This window comes from Streptomyces sp. NPDC020884 (genome assembly GCF_044333935.1).
Lineage (GTDB): Bacteria > Actinomycetota > Actinomycetes > Streptomycetales > Streptomycetaceae > Streptomyces.
Genome location: NZ_JBIRRY010000014.1, coordinates 86,468 through 99,385 on the forward strand (window position 1 = coordinate 86,468; position 12,918 = coordinate 99,385).

Annotated in this window: 11 protein-coding genes and 1 riboswitch; of the genes, 3 read left to right on the plus strand and 8 right to left on the minus strand. The window is 73.7% G+C overall.

The window, feature by feature from the left end; translation table 11 throughout:
- Positions 1-173: 173 nt before the first annotated feature.
- Complete coding sequence (gene sepH / locus ACH4UK_RS34600; RefSeq protein ID WP_398362868.1) at positions 174-1,247, plus strand: septation protein SepH; 1,074 nt, start codon at positions 174-176, stop codon at positions 1,245-1,247.
- A gap of 102 nt (positions 1,248-1,349) precedes the next feature.
- On the opposite strand, the gene ACH4UK_RS34605 is transcribed toward sepH, so the two are convergent.
- Positions 1,350-2,180 (minus strand): sulfurtransferase, encoded by an 831-nt coding sequence (locus ACH4UK_RS34605; RefSeq protein WP_398362870.1) that lies wholly within the window; start codon positions 2,178-2,180, stop codon positions 1,350-1,352.
- 233 nt (positions 2,181-2,413) lie between these two features.
- On the opposite strand from ACH4UK_RS34605, the gene ACH4UK_RS34610 reads away from it, so the two are divergent.
- The gene (locus tag ACH4UK_RS34610) at positions 2,414-3,208 is read left to right on the plus strand and encodes a VOC family protein (protein ID WP_398362872.1); all 795 of its coding nucleotides are present in this window, start codon (positions 2,414-2,416) and stop codon (positions 3,206-3,208) included.
- A gap of 9 nt (positions 3,209-3,217) precedes the next feature.
- Here ACH4UK_RS34610 and ACH4UK_RS34615 read toward each other — a convergent pair whose 3' ends face one another.
- The 4 genes from ACH4UK_RS34615 to ACH4UK_RS34630 all read right to left on the minus strand — a co-directional run bounded on the left by ACH4UK_RS34615 (position 3,218) and on the right by ACH4UK_RS34630 (position 8,802).
- Entirely contained in the window at positions 3,218-3,871 is a 654-nt protein-coding gene (locus ACH4UK_RS34615; protein ID WP_398362874.1) for a thymidine kinase, read from the minus strand.
- A gap of 41 nt (positions 3,872-3,912) precedes the next feature.
- The gene (locus tag ACH4UK_RS34620) at positions 3,913-5,100 is read right to left on the minus strand and encodes an alkaline phosphatase family protein (protein WP_398362876.1); all 1,188 of its coding nucleotides are present in this window, start codon (positions 5,098-5,100) and stop codon (positions 3,913-3,915) included.
- On the minus strand, positions 5,100-5,696 hold the full coding sequence (locus tag ACH4UK_RS34625; protein WP_398362877.1) for a DUF5998 family protein: 597 nt from the start codon (positions 5,694-5,696) through the stop codon (positions 5,100-5,102). The genes ACH4UK_RS34620 and ACH4UK_RS34625 overlap by 1 nt, the downstream gene beginning before the upstream one ends.
- An 88-nt stretch (positions 5,697-5,784) precedes the next feature.
- Positions 5,785-8,802: a GNAT family N-acetyltransferase gene (locus ACH4UK_RS34630; RefSeq protein ID WP_398362879.1), complete on the minus strand. Its 3,018-nt coding sequence runs from the start codon at positions 8,800-8,802 to the stop codon at positions 5,785-5,787.
- A gap of 172 nt (positions 8,803-8,974) precedes the next feature.
- Between ACH4UK_RS34630 and ACH4UK_RS34635 the strand changes: the two genes are divergently transcribed.
- Complete coding sequence (locus ACH4UK_RS34635; RefSeq protein ID WP_398362881.1) at positions 8,975-9,256, plus strand: HPr family phosphocarrier protein; 282 nt, start codon at positions 8,975-8,977, stop codon at positions 9,254-9,256.
- A gap of 159 nt (positions 9,257-9,415) precedes the next feature.
- Here ACH4UK_RS34635 and ACH4UK_RS34640 read toward each other — a convergent pair whose 3' ends face one another.
- The 3 genes from ACH4UK_RS34640 to ACH4UK_RS34650 form a co-directional block, all read right to left on the minus strand.
- Positions 9,416-10,123 (minus strand): GntR family transcriptional regulator, encoded by a 708-nt coding sequence (locus ACH4UK_RS34640; RefSeq protein ID WP_398362883.1) that lies wholly within the window; start codon positions 10,121-10,123, stop codon positions 9,416-9,418.
- A 179-nt stretch (positions 10,124-10,302) separates the two neighbouring features.
- Positions 10,303-11,118, minus strand: a complete 816-nt coding sequence (locus ACH4UK_RS34645; protein ID WP_398362884.1) for a M23 family metallopeptidase — start codon at positions 11,116-11,118, stop codon at positions 10,303-10,305.
- 13 nt (positions 11,119-11,131) lie between these two features.
- Positions 11,132-11,298: riboswitch (cyclic di-AMP (ydaO/yuaA leader) on the minus strand.
- A gap of 226 nt (positions 11,299-11,524) precedes the next feature.
- Complete coding sequence (locus ACH4UK_RS34650; protein ID WP_398363018.1) at positions 11,525-12,895, minus strand: M16 family metallopeptidase; 1,371 nt, start codon at positions 12,893-12,895, stop codon at positions 11,525-11,527.
- Positions 12,896-12,918 lie beyond the last annotated feature (23 nt).

Sequence of the window (12,918 nt, forward strand, 5' to 3'; positions counted from 1 at the left end):
TCGGTCACTTTGGGTCGCAACGGGTAACCGTGTCATGGCGGCGCTCCAGGACGAGCGCCCGACACGCCGGGCAACTCGGCAAGGTTGTGGCAGGCTGCACCCGGGCAGGTCACACTCGACTAGCGGAAGCAGCGACGCACGTGACGTCGGCAGGCACCACCCGGGAGGTTCCCATGCCCGAACTGCGTGTCGTGGCCGTCTCCAACGACGGCACACGACTGGTGCTCAAGGCTGCGGACAGCACGGAGTACACGCTTCCGATCGATGAGCGGCTGCGCGCCGCCGTGCGCAACGACCGCGCCCGGCTCGGCCAGATCGAGATCGAGGTGGAGAGCCACCTCCGGCCCCGCGACATCCAGGCCCGCATACGGGCCGGTGCCTCCGCGGAGGAGGTCGCCCAGTTCGCGGGCATCCCCGTCGACCGGGTACGCCGTTTCGAGGGCCCCGTGCTCGCGGAGCGCGCCTTCATGGCCGAGCGGGCCCGGAAGACTCCCGTGCGCCGTCCCGGCGAGAACACCGGCCCCCAGCTCGGCGAGGCGGTGCAGGAGCGTCTCCTGCTGCGCGGCGCCGACAAGGAAACCGTCCAGTGGGACTCGTGGCGCCGCGACGACGGCACCTGGGAAGTCCTACTCGTCTACCGGGTCGTGGGAGAGCCGCACTCGGCGAGCTGGACGTACGACCCGCCCAGGCGGCTGGTCCAGGCCCTGGACGACGAGGCGCGCTCGCTGATCGGCGAGACCGACGACGTCGCCGCACCCGAGCCCAGCTTCCCGTTCGTGCCCCGGATCGCCCGGCTGCCGCGCGACCGGCCGCTGGACCGGGCCCTGGACCGGCAGATCGAGCGCGACCGGCAGATCGAGCGGCCCGCACCGGCCGCCGAGCCGGAGGAGTACGTGAGCAGCGCATCGGCCGGTGAGCGCGACTCGCTGACCAGCCTGCTGGAGGCGGTGCCGAGCTTCCGCGGCGACATGGTCGTGCCCGAGCGGCCCACGCAGCCCGAGCCGCCCGCGCTCGAACCGGCGGAGGAGACGGCGGCGGACGAGCCGCCCGCCGCCGCCGCTTCGGCCGGCGCCGGGTCCGCGTACGCGGATGTGCTGATGCCCCGGGCGGTGGCCGGTCACCGCGACCGGCTGACCGGGACGACGGACCGTCAGGCCGAGGCGGACGGAGTCCGGCCGGGCCGCCGGGCCGCCGTGCCGAGCTGGGACGAGATCGTCTTCGGCACCCGGCGCAAGAAGCAGGACTGACCGGGAATGACCACCGGTGGGAGCAGGGCCCGTACGCAGTCGCGTACGGGCCCCGCTTCCTTATCGTTCGGCCGCCCGCCCCACCGGGGCGGCGCGGTGGGACTACTGGGGCTCGGGCCCCGTGGCGACCGGCCGGGCGGGGTCCGAGGACCACTCGGACCAGGAGCCGGGGTACAGGACTCCGGTGAAGCCCGCGATCTCCAGGGCCAGCACCTCCTGCGCACCGGAGACGCCGGATCCGCAGTAGACGCCCACGCCGTCGGCGCTCCCCGCCGCCCCCAGCCCGGCGAACCGCTCGGCGAGCCGCTCGGCCGGCAGGTAGCGCCCGTCCGTGTCGACGTTCCCCGTGGTCGGCGCGGAGACGGCCCCGGGGATATGACCCCCGACGCGGTCGATCGGCTCCACATCGCCCCGATAGCGCTCCGCCGCCCGCGCGTCCAGCAGCAGACCCGACCGGGCGAAGGCCGCGGCACTCTCCGCGTCCAGGGTGGGCAGGGCCCCGGGCTTCGGCCGGAAATCGCCCTCGACGGGGTGCGGGATCTCCGTGGAGAGGTCGCCCGTCCAGGCGGCGAGGCCGCCGTCCAGCACCCGTACGTCCCGGTGTCCCGTCCAGCGCAGCAGCCACCAGGCCCGCGCAGCGGCCCAGCCCAGGCCGCCGTCGTACACCACCACGGGGGTGTCCTGGCCGACCCCGGCCCGGCGCATCGCGGCCCCGAACGCCTCCGGGTCCGGGAGGGGGTGGCGGCCGCCGTCGCCCGCCGGTCCTGCCAGCTCCGTGTCGAGGTCGACGAAGACCGCGCCGGGCAGGTGGCCTGCTTCGTAGGAGGGACGGCCGTGGGGGCCGCCGAGCTGCCAGCGGACGTCCAGGAGCACCGGAGGCCGCGGCCCGGCCGACTCGCTCGCACATTCGGATGCGGTAATGATGGGCTTCATGGGGCCATCCTCGCGCAGCGGCCCCGGCGCCCGAAACAGCATCGGAAGGGACGACCGGCGGGAATCCGGTCGTCCTTCGTCGAGAACCCGGACAACGCGGCGCGGCCGGTGCGCCTGGGGCGTCGGGGGGTGCAAGCATCTGCACGGGGCACGCGGACCACGTCCTGACCCGGGACGGCGTACCTGTCCCGTTCCCCCGCACGGCCACCACAACGGTCCGAGGAGAGAAGACGATGACCGAGGCTGCCGCCCGGCGTACGCCCGGAACACCTTGCTGGGTGAGTCTGATCGTGCACGGCCTGACCACGACCCAGGAGTTCTACGGGGCCCTGTTCGACTGGGAGTTCCGGCCCGGCCCCGAACAACTGGGCCCCTACGTCCGCGGACTGCTGCACGGCAGGGAGGTCGCGGGCATCGGCCAGCTGCCGCCCGACCGGCACCTCCCGATCGCCTGGACCACCTACCTCGCCACGGACGACGCGGACGTCACCGCCGAGGCCATCCGCTCCTGCGGCGGTACAGTCGCGGTCGGCCCGCTCGACGCGGGTGAGGCCGGACGGCTCGCCATCGCCTCGGACCCGGGCGGGTCGGTCTTCGGCATCTGGCAGGGCTCGGAGCACATCGGCACGATGGCGGCGGGCGTCCCCGGCACGCCCGTCTGGAACGAGCTGGTGACCCGGGAGACCTCGATGGTCGCGAAGTTCTACCAGACGGTCTTCGGCTACGAGACGGAGGCGGTCGTCTCGGCCGACTTCGACTACCAGACCCTGCACCTGGACGGCGTTCCGGTGGCGGCCCTGCACGGGGTCGGCCACGCGCTGCCGCGCGACCGGGGGCCGCACTGGATGACGTACTTCGAGGTCGCCGACACGGACCGGGCCGCGGCCCGGGTGGTCGAGCTGGGCGGGCGCGTGCTGCAACCGCCGCGCGAGGGGTCGAGCGGCCGGCTGGCGACGGTCGCGGATCCGGAGGGGGCCGTGTTCACGGTCATCAGGTCCGCCGCCGGGCCCGGGTCCGCGGCGGGTTAGGAGAGGCCCCTACGCCTCGGAGGCGACCGGCAGGACGTCCGGGGAGAGACTGCCCGCGCGGGCCGTCCCGCCGGTCGTCCGGCGGCGGTGGTGCCGGCGGCACAGCACCTCGTAACCGACCTCGCCCGCCTGCCGGTTGACGTCGCCGACGACGACCTGGGCGCCCTCGACGACCATCTCGCCGTCCACGGTACGGGCGTTGTGCGTGGCGCGGGCCCCGCACCAGCAGAGCGCCTCGACCTGGAGGGCCTCTATCCGGTCGGCCAGCTCGATCAGCCGCTGGGAGCCAGGGAAGAGCTTGGTGCGGAAGTCCGTGGTGATGCCGAAGGCGAAGACGTCGAGCCCCAGATCGTCGACGACCCGGGCGAGCTGGTCGATCTGGACCGGGGCCAGGAACTGCGCCTCGTCCACGATCACGTAGTCGACCCGGCCGCCCCGGCTGACCCGGTCGACGATGTGGGCGTAGAGATCCATGCCCTCCTCGGCCTCGACCGCGTCCGTCACCAGACCGAGCCGGGAGGAGAGCTTGCCCTCCCCCGCGCGGTCGTCCCGGGTGAAGATCACTCCCTGGAGCCCGCGTGCCGAGCGGTTGTGGCCGATCTGCAGGGCCAGCGTGCTCTTTCCGCAGTCCATGGTTCCGGAGAAGAACACCAGCTCGGGCATGAGGGGTCGAGCACCTTTCGGAGGGGGCACGGCGGGAGGGGTTACGAGCGTACTTCGAGGAGGGGGACGAGCTGTTCCACCGGGGTCAGGGAGCCGTGCACGCCTGTCATCGCCGACTCGTGCGGCTCGTTGACGGAGGCCGTGATGATCACGTCGTCGTGGGCGGCGGCGACCACGTCGCCGATCCGTCCGTACACCCGCTCGTCGACCGTCGGCCCGAACCAGCCGGCCGCGATGGCCTCGTCCCGGCTCGCGACCCAGAACTGCTCGCCGAGCACCTCGCGCCAGACGGCCAGGACGTCGGCCTGCGCGCCGGGCACCGCGTAGACATGGCGGGCGCGCCCCTCGCCGCCGAGGAGGGCGACGCCCGCGCGCAGCTCCCAGTCCTCGTCGAAGTCGATCCGGGACTGCTCGTCGAACGGGATGTCGATCATGCCGTGGTCGGCGGTGATGTAGAGAGCCGAGCGCGGCGGGAGCTGCTCGGCGAGGCGTCGGGCGAGCCCGTCGACGTACATGAGCTGGCCGCGCCAGGCGTCGGAGTCGATGCCGAAGCGGTGGCCCTTGCCGTCGACCTCGCTGTAGTACGTGTAGACCAGCGAGCGGTCGCCGGCGGCCAGGCGCTGGGCGGCGACGTCCATCCGGTCCTCGCCGGAGAGCCGGCCGAGGAAGGAGCCGCCGCTGAGGGCGACCTTGGTCAGCGGCGTCTGCTCGAACGTCGGCGCGGAGACCTGCGCGGTGTGCACGCCCGCGGCGTCGGCGAGCTGGAAGACCGTGGGATAGGGCTGCCAGACCTTCGGCGCGGTCCACGGCTTCCAGCGGAGCTGGTTCATCAGCGCGCCGGTCTCCGGGTTGCGCGCGGTGTAGCCGGGCAGGCCGTGTTCTCCGGGCGGCAGCCCCGTGCCGACCGAGGCGAGCGAGGTCGCGGTGGTGGAGGGGAAGCCCGCGGTCAGCGGGCGGCCGGTGCCGCCGCGCGAGGTCGAAAGGAGCGAGTGCAGGAAGGGCGCCTCGTCCGGGTGCGCGGTGATCTGCTCCCAGCCGAGGCCGTCGATCAGGAAGACGCAGTTGCGGTCGGCCGGGGTGAGCTCGGGGATCGTGGCGGAGAACCCCGGCACCTCCTGTCCGGCGACGAGCGTCGGCAGCAGGTCGGCGAGCGAGCCGCTGCCGTACTCGGGCACGGGCGCGGTGTCCAGGGGCAGCAGGACGGGGTCCTGCCAGGCGGGCTGGGCCATCAGCGGCCGGTCACCGCGGTGGCGGCCGTGGCCTCGGAGAGCGACTGGGCGAAGGCGAGGGTCTGGCGGACCGCGTCGGGGCCGTCTCCGGCCTCGCTGACCCGCAGGCTCAGGTCGTCGGCGGTGGAGCTGCCGGTGTAGCCGTGGTCGGCCTCGCAGTTGGCGTCGCCGCAGGCGGCGGGCTCCAGGTCGATCCGGGAGACCGCGCCCCAGCCGATGGTGAGGACGACCTCGCGGGGCAGGGAGCCCGGGACGTACTTCTCCGGGTTGGCCACCACGCGGCTGACCACGACGGAGGAGATCCGGCCCAGCTTCACGGACTCGGTGGAGGTGGTGGCGTACGGCGTCGGGGAGCTGGTGTCGGCGGCCTGCTCGTCGGTGTGGCTGACGATGAACCGGTGCTCGGTCAGGACGAGGACCGTCACATGACGGCGTACCTCGTTGGAGTCGAACGTGGTCTCCTGGTGCACCAGATACGAAGCGACCGGCTCTCCGCCGACGGCGGCCTCCACCGCCTCGGCCACGAGGGCCGGGTAGTAGCCGCTGCGCTCGATCGCCGCGCGCAGCCCCTGGGTCGTCGTACCGGTCTTTGCCATGAGCACCATCCTACGGCGGGCCGGTGGCTGCCGGGGACGCCCCGGTGGCCACCGTCGGTCGGACCCGCCCCCCGGCACCCGGTGGGTCTCAGTAGTTCGGAAGGCGGCGGGGGCCGAGGTCGCCGCGGGCGGGCGGCGGGGCGAGCCGGACGCTCGCGCCGAGCACGGTCAGCCCGTGCGGGGCGACGACGACCGGCTCGAGGGCGACGGAGACCACCTCGGGGTGGTCGTCGACCAGCCGGGACAGCCGCAGCAGCAGCTCTTCGAGCGCGGAGGTGTCGACCGGGGCCGAGCCCCGCCAGCCGAACAGCACCGGGGCCGCCCTGATGGACCGGATCAGCTCGGCGGCGTCGCGGTCGGTGGCGGGGACCAGCCGGTGCGCGGTGTCGCCGAGCAGTTCGGAGGGCGCGCCCGCGAGGCCGAAGGAGAGGACGGCCCCGGCGGCCGCGTCGATGGAGGCGCGGACGACGGTGTCCACACCGCGCGGGGCCATCGCCTGGACGACCGGGAGCAGTTCGGCCGGCTTGCCGAGGAGGTCGGTCAGTTCTCCGTACGCGCGCCGCAGCGCTTCCTCGTCGGCGAGGTCGAGGCGGACCCCGCCGAGGTCGGCGCGGTGGCGCAGGTGGGGCGCGGTGGTCTTGAGCGCGACGGGGTAGCCGAGCCGGGCCGCCGCCGCGACGGCCGCCTCGGGGTCCGGGGCGGGCCGGGTGGGGCGGACGGCGATGCCGTAGCTGCCGAGCAGTTCGCGGGCCTCGTCATGGGTGAGCGGACGCCCGCGCGGGTCGGGGGCGGTGGTGAGCTGCGCCTCGATCAGGGCGGCGGCGCCGGGCTCGTCGATGGTGTCGTCGAGGAACTCGGGGATCTTGCCGGGCACGGCCGCCTGGCGGCGCCACTGGGCGTACTTCACGGCTTCGGCGAGGGCCCGCACGGCGCGTTCGGCGGCGGGGTAGGCGGGGATGCGGCCGGGCCCGATGGCGGCTTCCGGGGCGGTGCCCGCAGCTGGGGCGGTGGGGCCGTCCTGGGCGGTGGGGCCGTCTGTGGCGGTGGACCCGTTCGGGCCGGTGGGCCTCTCCGGGGCGGTGCCCGCAGCCGGGCCGGTGGACCCGTCCGGGCCGGTGGACCCGTCCGGGGCGGTGGACCCGTCCAGCGCAGTGGGCCGCTCCGGGCCCGTCGGCGGTGGGGCCGCCCCGGAGGGCTGGGGCGTGGGCGTCACGGTGCGGGGGCGGGGGGCGGCCGTGCTCGACGCGGCGGCCAGTGCTTCGGCGAGGCCGCCGATCTCGACGTGGACCACGGCCACGGGCTTGGCCGAGCCCCCGGCCGCCGCCTTGCGCAGGGCGGCGGCCAGCACCTCGCCGTCGCCGGTCTCGGCCTCCCCGTTCTCCCCCACCCACGGGATGGCGTTGACGATCACGGAGTCACAGGTCCCGTCCGCCAGCGCCTCGGCCAGCGCGTCCCGGAAATCCTGCGGGGAGGCGGCCGTGGTGAGGTCGATCGGCGGGCGCGGGCGCAGGCCTTCGGCGAGGCACGCGTCGTACGTCAGGAGGCCGAGGGACTCGGAGTTGCCGAGGATGGCGACCCGGGGGCCGGCCGGAAGCGGCTGGCCCGCCAGCAGGAGCCCGGCGTCGACCATCTCGGTCACGGTGTCGACCCGGATGACTCCGGCCTGGCGCATCAGCGCGGAGACCGTGGCGTCGGGGATGCGGCTGACCGGGACCGCGTGGCCCGGCGGGGTCGAGCCGCTGTGCCGGGCGCCCTTCACCACGACGACGGGCTTCACGGCGGCGGTGCGGCGGGCGAGCCGGGTGAACTTGCGCGGGTTGCCGAGCGATTCCAGGTAGAGCAGGGCGACGTCGGTGTCGGGGTCCTCGAAGGAGTACTGCAGGAAGTCGTTGCCCGAGACGTCGGCCCGGTTGCCCGCGGAGATGAAGGAGGAGAGGCCCGCGCCGCGCCGGTGGAGGCCGGAGAGCAGGGCGATGCCGATCGCGCCGGACTGGGTGAACAGGCCGATCCGGCCGCGGGCGGGCGACTCGGGAGCGAGCGAGGCGTTCAGCCGGACGGACGCGGCGGTGTTGATGATGCCGAAGGCGTTCGGGCCGATGATCCGCATGCCGTACGAGCGGGCCTGGCGGACCAGTTCGCGCTGGAGCTCACGGCCCTCGGCGCCCCGCTCGGCGTATCCGGCGGAGAGGACGACCAGGCCCTGGACGCCGTGTTCGCCGCAGTCGGCGACGGCCTCGGGGACCCGGTGCGCGGGGACGGCGATGACCGCGAGGTCGATCCGCTCGTCGATCTCGCCGAGCGAGCGGTGGGCGGGGACCCCGTCGAGGGTGGCGAGCTCCTCGTCGAAGGCGCGGTTCACCGCGTACGCACGGCCGGTGTAGCCGGAGGCCAGGAGGTTGCGCAGGACCGTGCGGCCCACTCCGCCGGGGGTGCGCCCGGTGCCGATGACGGCGACGGAGCCGGGGGCGAGCAGGCGCTGCACCGAGCGGGCCTCGGCGCGCTGTTCGCGGCCGCGCTGGACGGCGAGGGACTTCTCGGTGGGTTCGAGGTCGAGGGTGAGGTGGACGGAGCCGTCCTCGAAGCTGCGGCGCTGGGTGTAGCCGCCGTCCCGGAACACCTTGATCATTTTGTTGTTGGCGGGGAGCACCTCGGCGGCGAAGCGCCGGATGCCGCGCTCGCGGGCGACCGCGGCGATGTGTTCGAGGAGTGCCGAGGCGACCCCGCGGCCCTGGTGGGCGTCCTGGACGAGGAAGGCGACCTCGGCCTCGTCGGCGGGCGCGGAGGCGGGGCGGCCCTGGTCGTTGATGCGGTCGAAGCGGACGGTTCCGATGAACTCGCCGCCGATCGTGACGGCCAGTCCCACCCGGTCGACGTAGTCGTGATGGGTGAAGCGGTGCACGTCCCGGTCCGATAGCCGGGGATACGGGGCGAAGAACCGGTAGTACTTCGACTCGTCGGACACCTGCTCGTAGAAGCTGACCAGTCGCTCGGCGTCGTCCGTGGTGATCGGCCTGATGCGCGCGGTGCCACCGTCGCGGAGCACCACGTCCGCTTCCCAGTGGTCGGGGTACGCGTGAGGCGGACTCTGCTCCGGCGTGGGCTCCATGGGCAAAGCCTACGGCGGGGACACCGGTCGCGGAGGGATCGGTGCCGGGGCAGTCTGAGGGGGCCCGGACCTGGGCAGCCGGAGGACCGGACCGGACGGAAGGCCGGGCACAGCATTGCGCACTGCATGAGAGACTGGTCTAGACAACCGTTGATATGTGAAGGGCAGAACCATGGCTGAGCGCCGCGTAAACGTCGGTTGGGCCGAGGGCCTGCACGCCCGCCCCGCTTCCATCTTCGTCCGTGCCGCCACGGCTTCCGGCGTCCCCGTGACGATCGCCAAGGCCGACGGCAACCCGGTGAACGCCGCCTCCATGCTCGCGGTGCTCGGTCTGGGCGCACAGGGCGGCGAGGAGATCGTGCTCGCGTCCGAGGCGGGCGACGCCGAGGCCGCTCTGGACCGGCTGGCCAAGCTGGTCGCCGAGGGCCTGGAAGAACTCCCCGAGACCGTCTGATCCGAGGGCTTCCGGCTCTGCCGGATACCCGAGGTGCGAGAGCCGCGACCCTGGAAGGGATCGCGGCTCTTTCGTTTTCCGGAAAGAGCGGCGCCTCGATAATTCGGGCAGCACAGACCGCATTCCCGGAATTACTTCTCTTTGTATACGGCTCTCCTGTTAATGGCGGACGCCCGCGGTGTTTACGCCATGTTGCGAAGTGCTCACGCGGGGGACGGGGGCGGTGCGCCGCCCGGTCCGATCGGGGCGGCGGAGCCGGTGGGCCCCGGTGGCGCGTTCCGCGTGCTGGGCGGTCAGCGCCCTCGCCCGCTCGGCGTCGCCGCGCGCCACGGCGTCCACGATCGCCCCGCGCTCGGCCCAGGAGTCGACCGGGCGGGCCGGCTGCTCGACCGCGTACATCCAGGCGATCTTGTGCCGGAGCTGGGTGAGCAGCGCGATGAGTCCGGGGCTGCCGGAGGCCTGGGCGAGGGTCTCGTGGAACCAGCCGCCCAAGGAGCGCAGATCCTCGCCCTCGCCCCGGCGGGCCCGCTCCTGACCCAGCCTGACCAGGCCCCGGAGCACCTTGAGATGGGCCTCCGTGCGCCGCTGGGCGGCACGTGCGGCGCCCAGCGGCTCCAGGAGCATCCGCACCTCCAGAAGGTCGGCCGCCTCCTGCTCGGTGGGCTCGGCGACACAGGCGCCGGCGTGCCTGCGGGTGACCACGAAGCCCTCGGACTCCAGCGTGCGCAGCGCCTCGCGGACCGGGACGCGGGAGACCCCGTACCGGCGCGCCAGCACCTCCTCGGTGAGGCGGCTGCCGCGCTCGAAGACACCGGAGACGATGTCGTCACGAATTGCCGTGCATACCGAATGCGCGGGAATGCGCATGTCCGAACCTCCGCCTTGATCCCCGCGAAACGCGGCCGCCCGACGTCTGTTCCGTGACTCTATTGCAATCCGCCGGAATTTCCGATGGCAGGTCGGAATCCATGGATATCTTCACGCCGGAATTACCGAAGGCCCCGGCGGGGAGCCGGGGCCTTCGGGCGGTGGATCGCGCGGTGGGGTCAGACGCTGAGACCGTGGGAGCGCAGGTAGCCGACGGGGTCCATGTCGGAGCCGTAGTCGGGGGTGGTGCGGGCCTCGAAGTGCAGGTGCGGGCCGGTGGAGTTGCCGGTGGAGCCGGAGAGGCCGATCTGCTGGCCGGAGGAGACGCTCTGGCCGACCGAGACGCCGATCGAGGAGAGGTGGCCGTACTGGGTGTAGGTGCCGTCCGTCATCCGGAGCACGATGTTGTTGCCGTACGCGCCGCCCCAGCCGGCCTCGACGACCGTACCGGCGCCGACCGCGACGACGGAGCTGCCGGAGGCGGCCTGGAAGTCCACGCCGGAGTGGCTGCCGGAGGACCAGAGCGCGCCGCCGGTGTTGTAGCCGGTGGTGACGTGGGAGCCGGAGACCGGGAGGTGGAAGGCGTTCAGCCGGGCGCGCTCGGCGGCGCGGGCGGCACGGGCCTTCTCCTCGCGGACCTCCTTGGCGCGGGCCTCGGCCTTGCGCTCGGCCTCCGCCTTCGCCTTGGCCTTGGCGGCCTTCGCGCGGGCCTCGGCGGCGGCCTTGGCCTTCGCCTCGGCGATCGCGTCGGCCTGCTGCTTCTGGGCGTGGGCCTGCGCGCCGATCCGGTCGGCGAGGGTGGCGTCGAGGGCGACGGCCTGGGTGAGGCCGGTGTCGGCGACCTGGGCGGCCTCGGTGTCCGCGGCGATGGCCGGGGAGGCCAGCGAGCCGATGACTCCGGTGGTGGCCAGGGCCGCGATGCCGGCGGCCCGCGCGCTCCGGCGCGTGAGGCGGCTCGGGGCACGGTGCTTCCCGGTGGCACGGGTGAACGCCATGGAGGGGTTGATCCTTTCCTTCCTTCTCGCCTACCGGGTTAGCTGACGGGTTCGGAGCAGGAAGGTCTCCTACGGATTCCCGCGCCGGGCTGCGGCACGGGCCTCCGATTCACCCCAGGGACTGCGTGGGTCCCCGGCTCCCCAGGCTCGCGCCTGACGGGGACTCGGCGATGACTGCCCGGCGCCGCGGATGCGGCATACGGGTGACGGACAGCCGGGCCGACGCTAGGCGGGGCGACTTCCCATCACCAAACGGACCAGGCGATTTGTCGCGCATCCCACAGGGCAGACAGGCAACCTCTCCAACAAAGAGGCACAAAGGGGATCAAAGTGACAAAAATGGAGAACCCCGACGAACTTTCGTCCGTCGGGGTCCTGTTCGCGGCGGTGTGCCGCGGGCGGTGCGTCAGCCGGTGACGACCGACACCTCTCCGATGCCGAGCGCCTTCACGGGCTCCTCGATCTGTGCCGCGTCCCCCACGAGGACCGTGACCAGCCGGTCCACCGGGAAGGCGCTGACCACGGCGGCGGTCGCCTCCACGGTGCCCGTGTCGGCGAGCCGGGCGTAGAGGTGGGCCTGGTAGTCGTCGGGGAGGTGCTGCTCGACCTGGTCGGCCAGCGTGCTCGCGACGGAGGCGGCGGTCTCGAACTTCAGCGGGGCGACGCCCACCAGGTTCTGCACGGCCGTCTCGCGCTCGGCGTCGGTCAGCCCCTCGGCCGCCAGCGTCCGCAGGACCTTCCAGAGGTCCTCCAGCGCCGGTCCGGTGGACTCCGTGTCCACCGATCCGCTGATCGCGAGCATGGCCGCGCCGCCCGAGTCGGGGCCGCTGGAGCGCAGCACCTGGGCGAAGGCGCGCACGCCGTAGGTGTAGCCCTTCTCCTCGCGCAGCACCCGGTCCAGCCGGGAGGTGAGGGTGCCGCCCAGGCTGTACGTGCCGAGCACCTGAGCGGGCCACACGCTCTCGTGCCGGTCGGCGCCGATCCGGCCGATCAGCAGCTGGGTCTGGACCGCGCCGGGCCGGTCGACGATGACCACGCGGCCGGTGTCGTCCGCGGTGATGGGCGGCACCGGGCGGGTCTGACCGGCGTTGCCCGACCAGTCGCCGAGGGTCTCCGCCAGCAGCGCGTCCAGGTCGATGCCGGTGAGGTCGCCGACGATCACGGCCGTCGCGGTGGACGGGCGGATATGGGCGTCGAAGAAGGCGCGCACGGCGACCTCGTCGATCCGCCGGACCGTCTCCTCGGTGCCCAGGCGCGGGCGGGACATCCGGGCGGTGGCCGGGAACAGCTCCTTGGAGAGCTGCTTGGCGGCGCGCCGGGACGGGTTGGCGTGCTCGTGCGGGATCTCGTCGAGGCGGTTGCCGACGAGGCGCTCGATCTCGCTCGCGTCGAAGGCGGGGGCCCGCAGCGCCTCGGCGACCAGCCCGAGGGCCTTGGCCAGCCGGGAGGCGGGAACTTCCAGGGAGACCCGGACGCCGGGGTGGTCGGCGTGCGCGTCGAGCGTGGCGCCGCAGCGCTCCAGCTCGGCGGCGAACTCCTCGGCGCTGTGCTTGTCGGTGCCCTCGGAGAGCGCCCGCGACATGATCGTGGCCACGCCGTCCAGGCCCTCGGGCTCGGCCTCCAGCGGCGCGTCCAGGAAGATCTCCACGGCGACGACCTGCTGGCCGGGGCGGTGGCAGCGCAGCACGGTCAGCCCGTTGGGCAGGGCGCCCCGCTCGGGCGCCGGGAAGGCCCAGGGGCGGGCCGTGCCGGCGGTGGGCTGCGGGTGGAACTCCATGGCTACTCCAGTCACGGCGGCGT

Bases quoted from the DNA above. Each gene is read 5' to 3' on its own strand.
- ACH4UK_RS34620 (WP_398362876.1), bottom strand. From the start codon at position 5,100: ATGGCCCAGCCCGCCTGGCAGGACCCCGTCCTGCTGCCCCTGGACACC.
- ACH4UK_RS34645 (WP_398362884.1), bottom strand. From the start codon at position 11,118: ATGGCGTTCACCCGTGCCACCGGGAAGCACCGTGCCCCGAGCCGCCTC.
- ACH4UK_RS34625 (WP_398362877.1), bottom strand. From the start codon at position 5,696: ATGGCAAAGACCGGTACGACGACCCAGGGGCTGCGCGCGGCGATCGAG.
- ACH4UK_RS34640 (WP_398362883.1), bottom strand. From the start codon at position 10,123: ATGCGCATTCCCGCGCATTCGGTATGCACGGCAATTCGTGACGACATC.
- sepH (WP_398362868.1), top strand. From the start codon at position 174: ATGCCCGAACTGCGTGTCGTGGCCGTCTCCAACGACGGCACACGACTG.
- ACH4UK_RS34630 (WP_398362879.1), bottom strand. From the start codon at position 8,802: ATGGAGCCCACGCCGGAGCAGAGTCCGCCTCACGCGTACCCCGACCAC.
- ACH4UK_RS34635 (WP_398362881.1), top strand. From the start codon at position 8,975: ATGGCTGAGCGCCGCGTAAACGTCGGTTGGGCCGAGGGCCTGCACGCC.
- ACH4UK_RS34605 (WP_398362870.1), bottom strand. From the start codon at position 2,180: ATGAAGCCCATCATTACCGCATCCGAATGTGCGAGCGAGTCGGCCGGG.
- ACH4UK_RS34650 (WP_398363018.1), bottom strand. From the start codon at position 12,895: ATGGAGTTCCACCCGCAGCCCACCGCCGGCACGGCCCGCCCCTGGGCC.
- ACH4UK_RS34610 (WP_398362872.1), top strand. From the start codon at position 2,414: ATGACCGAGGCTGCCGCCCGGCGTACGCCCGGAACACCTTGCTGGGTG.
- ACH4UK_RS34615 (WP_398362874.1), bottom strand. From the start codon at position 3,871: ATGCCCGAGCTGGTGTTCTTCTCCGGAACCATGGACTGCGGAAAGAGC.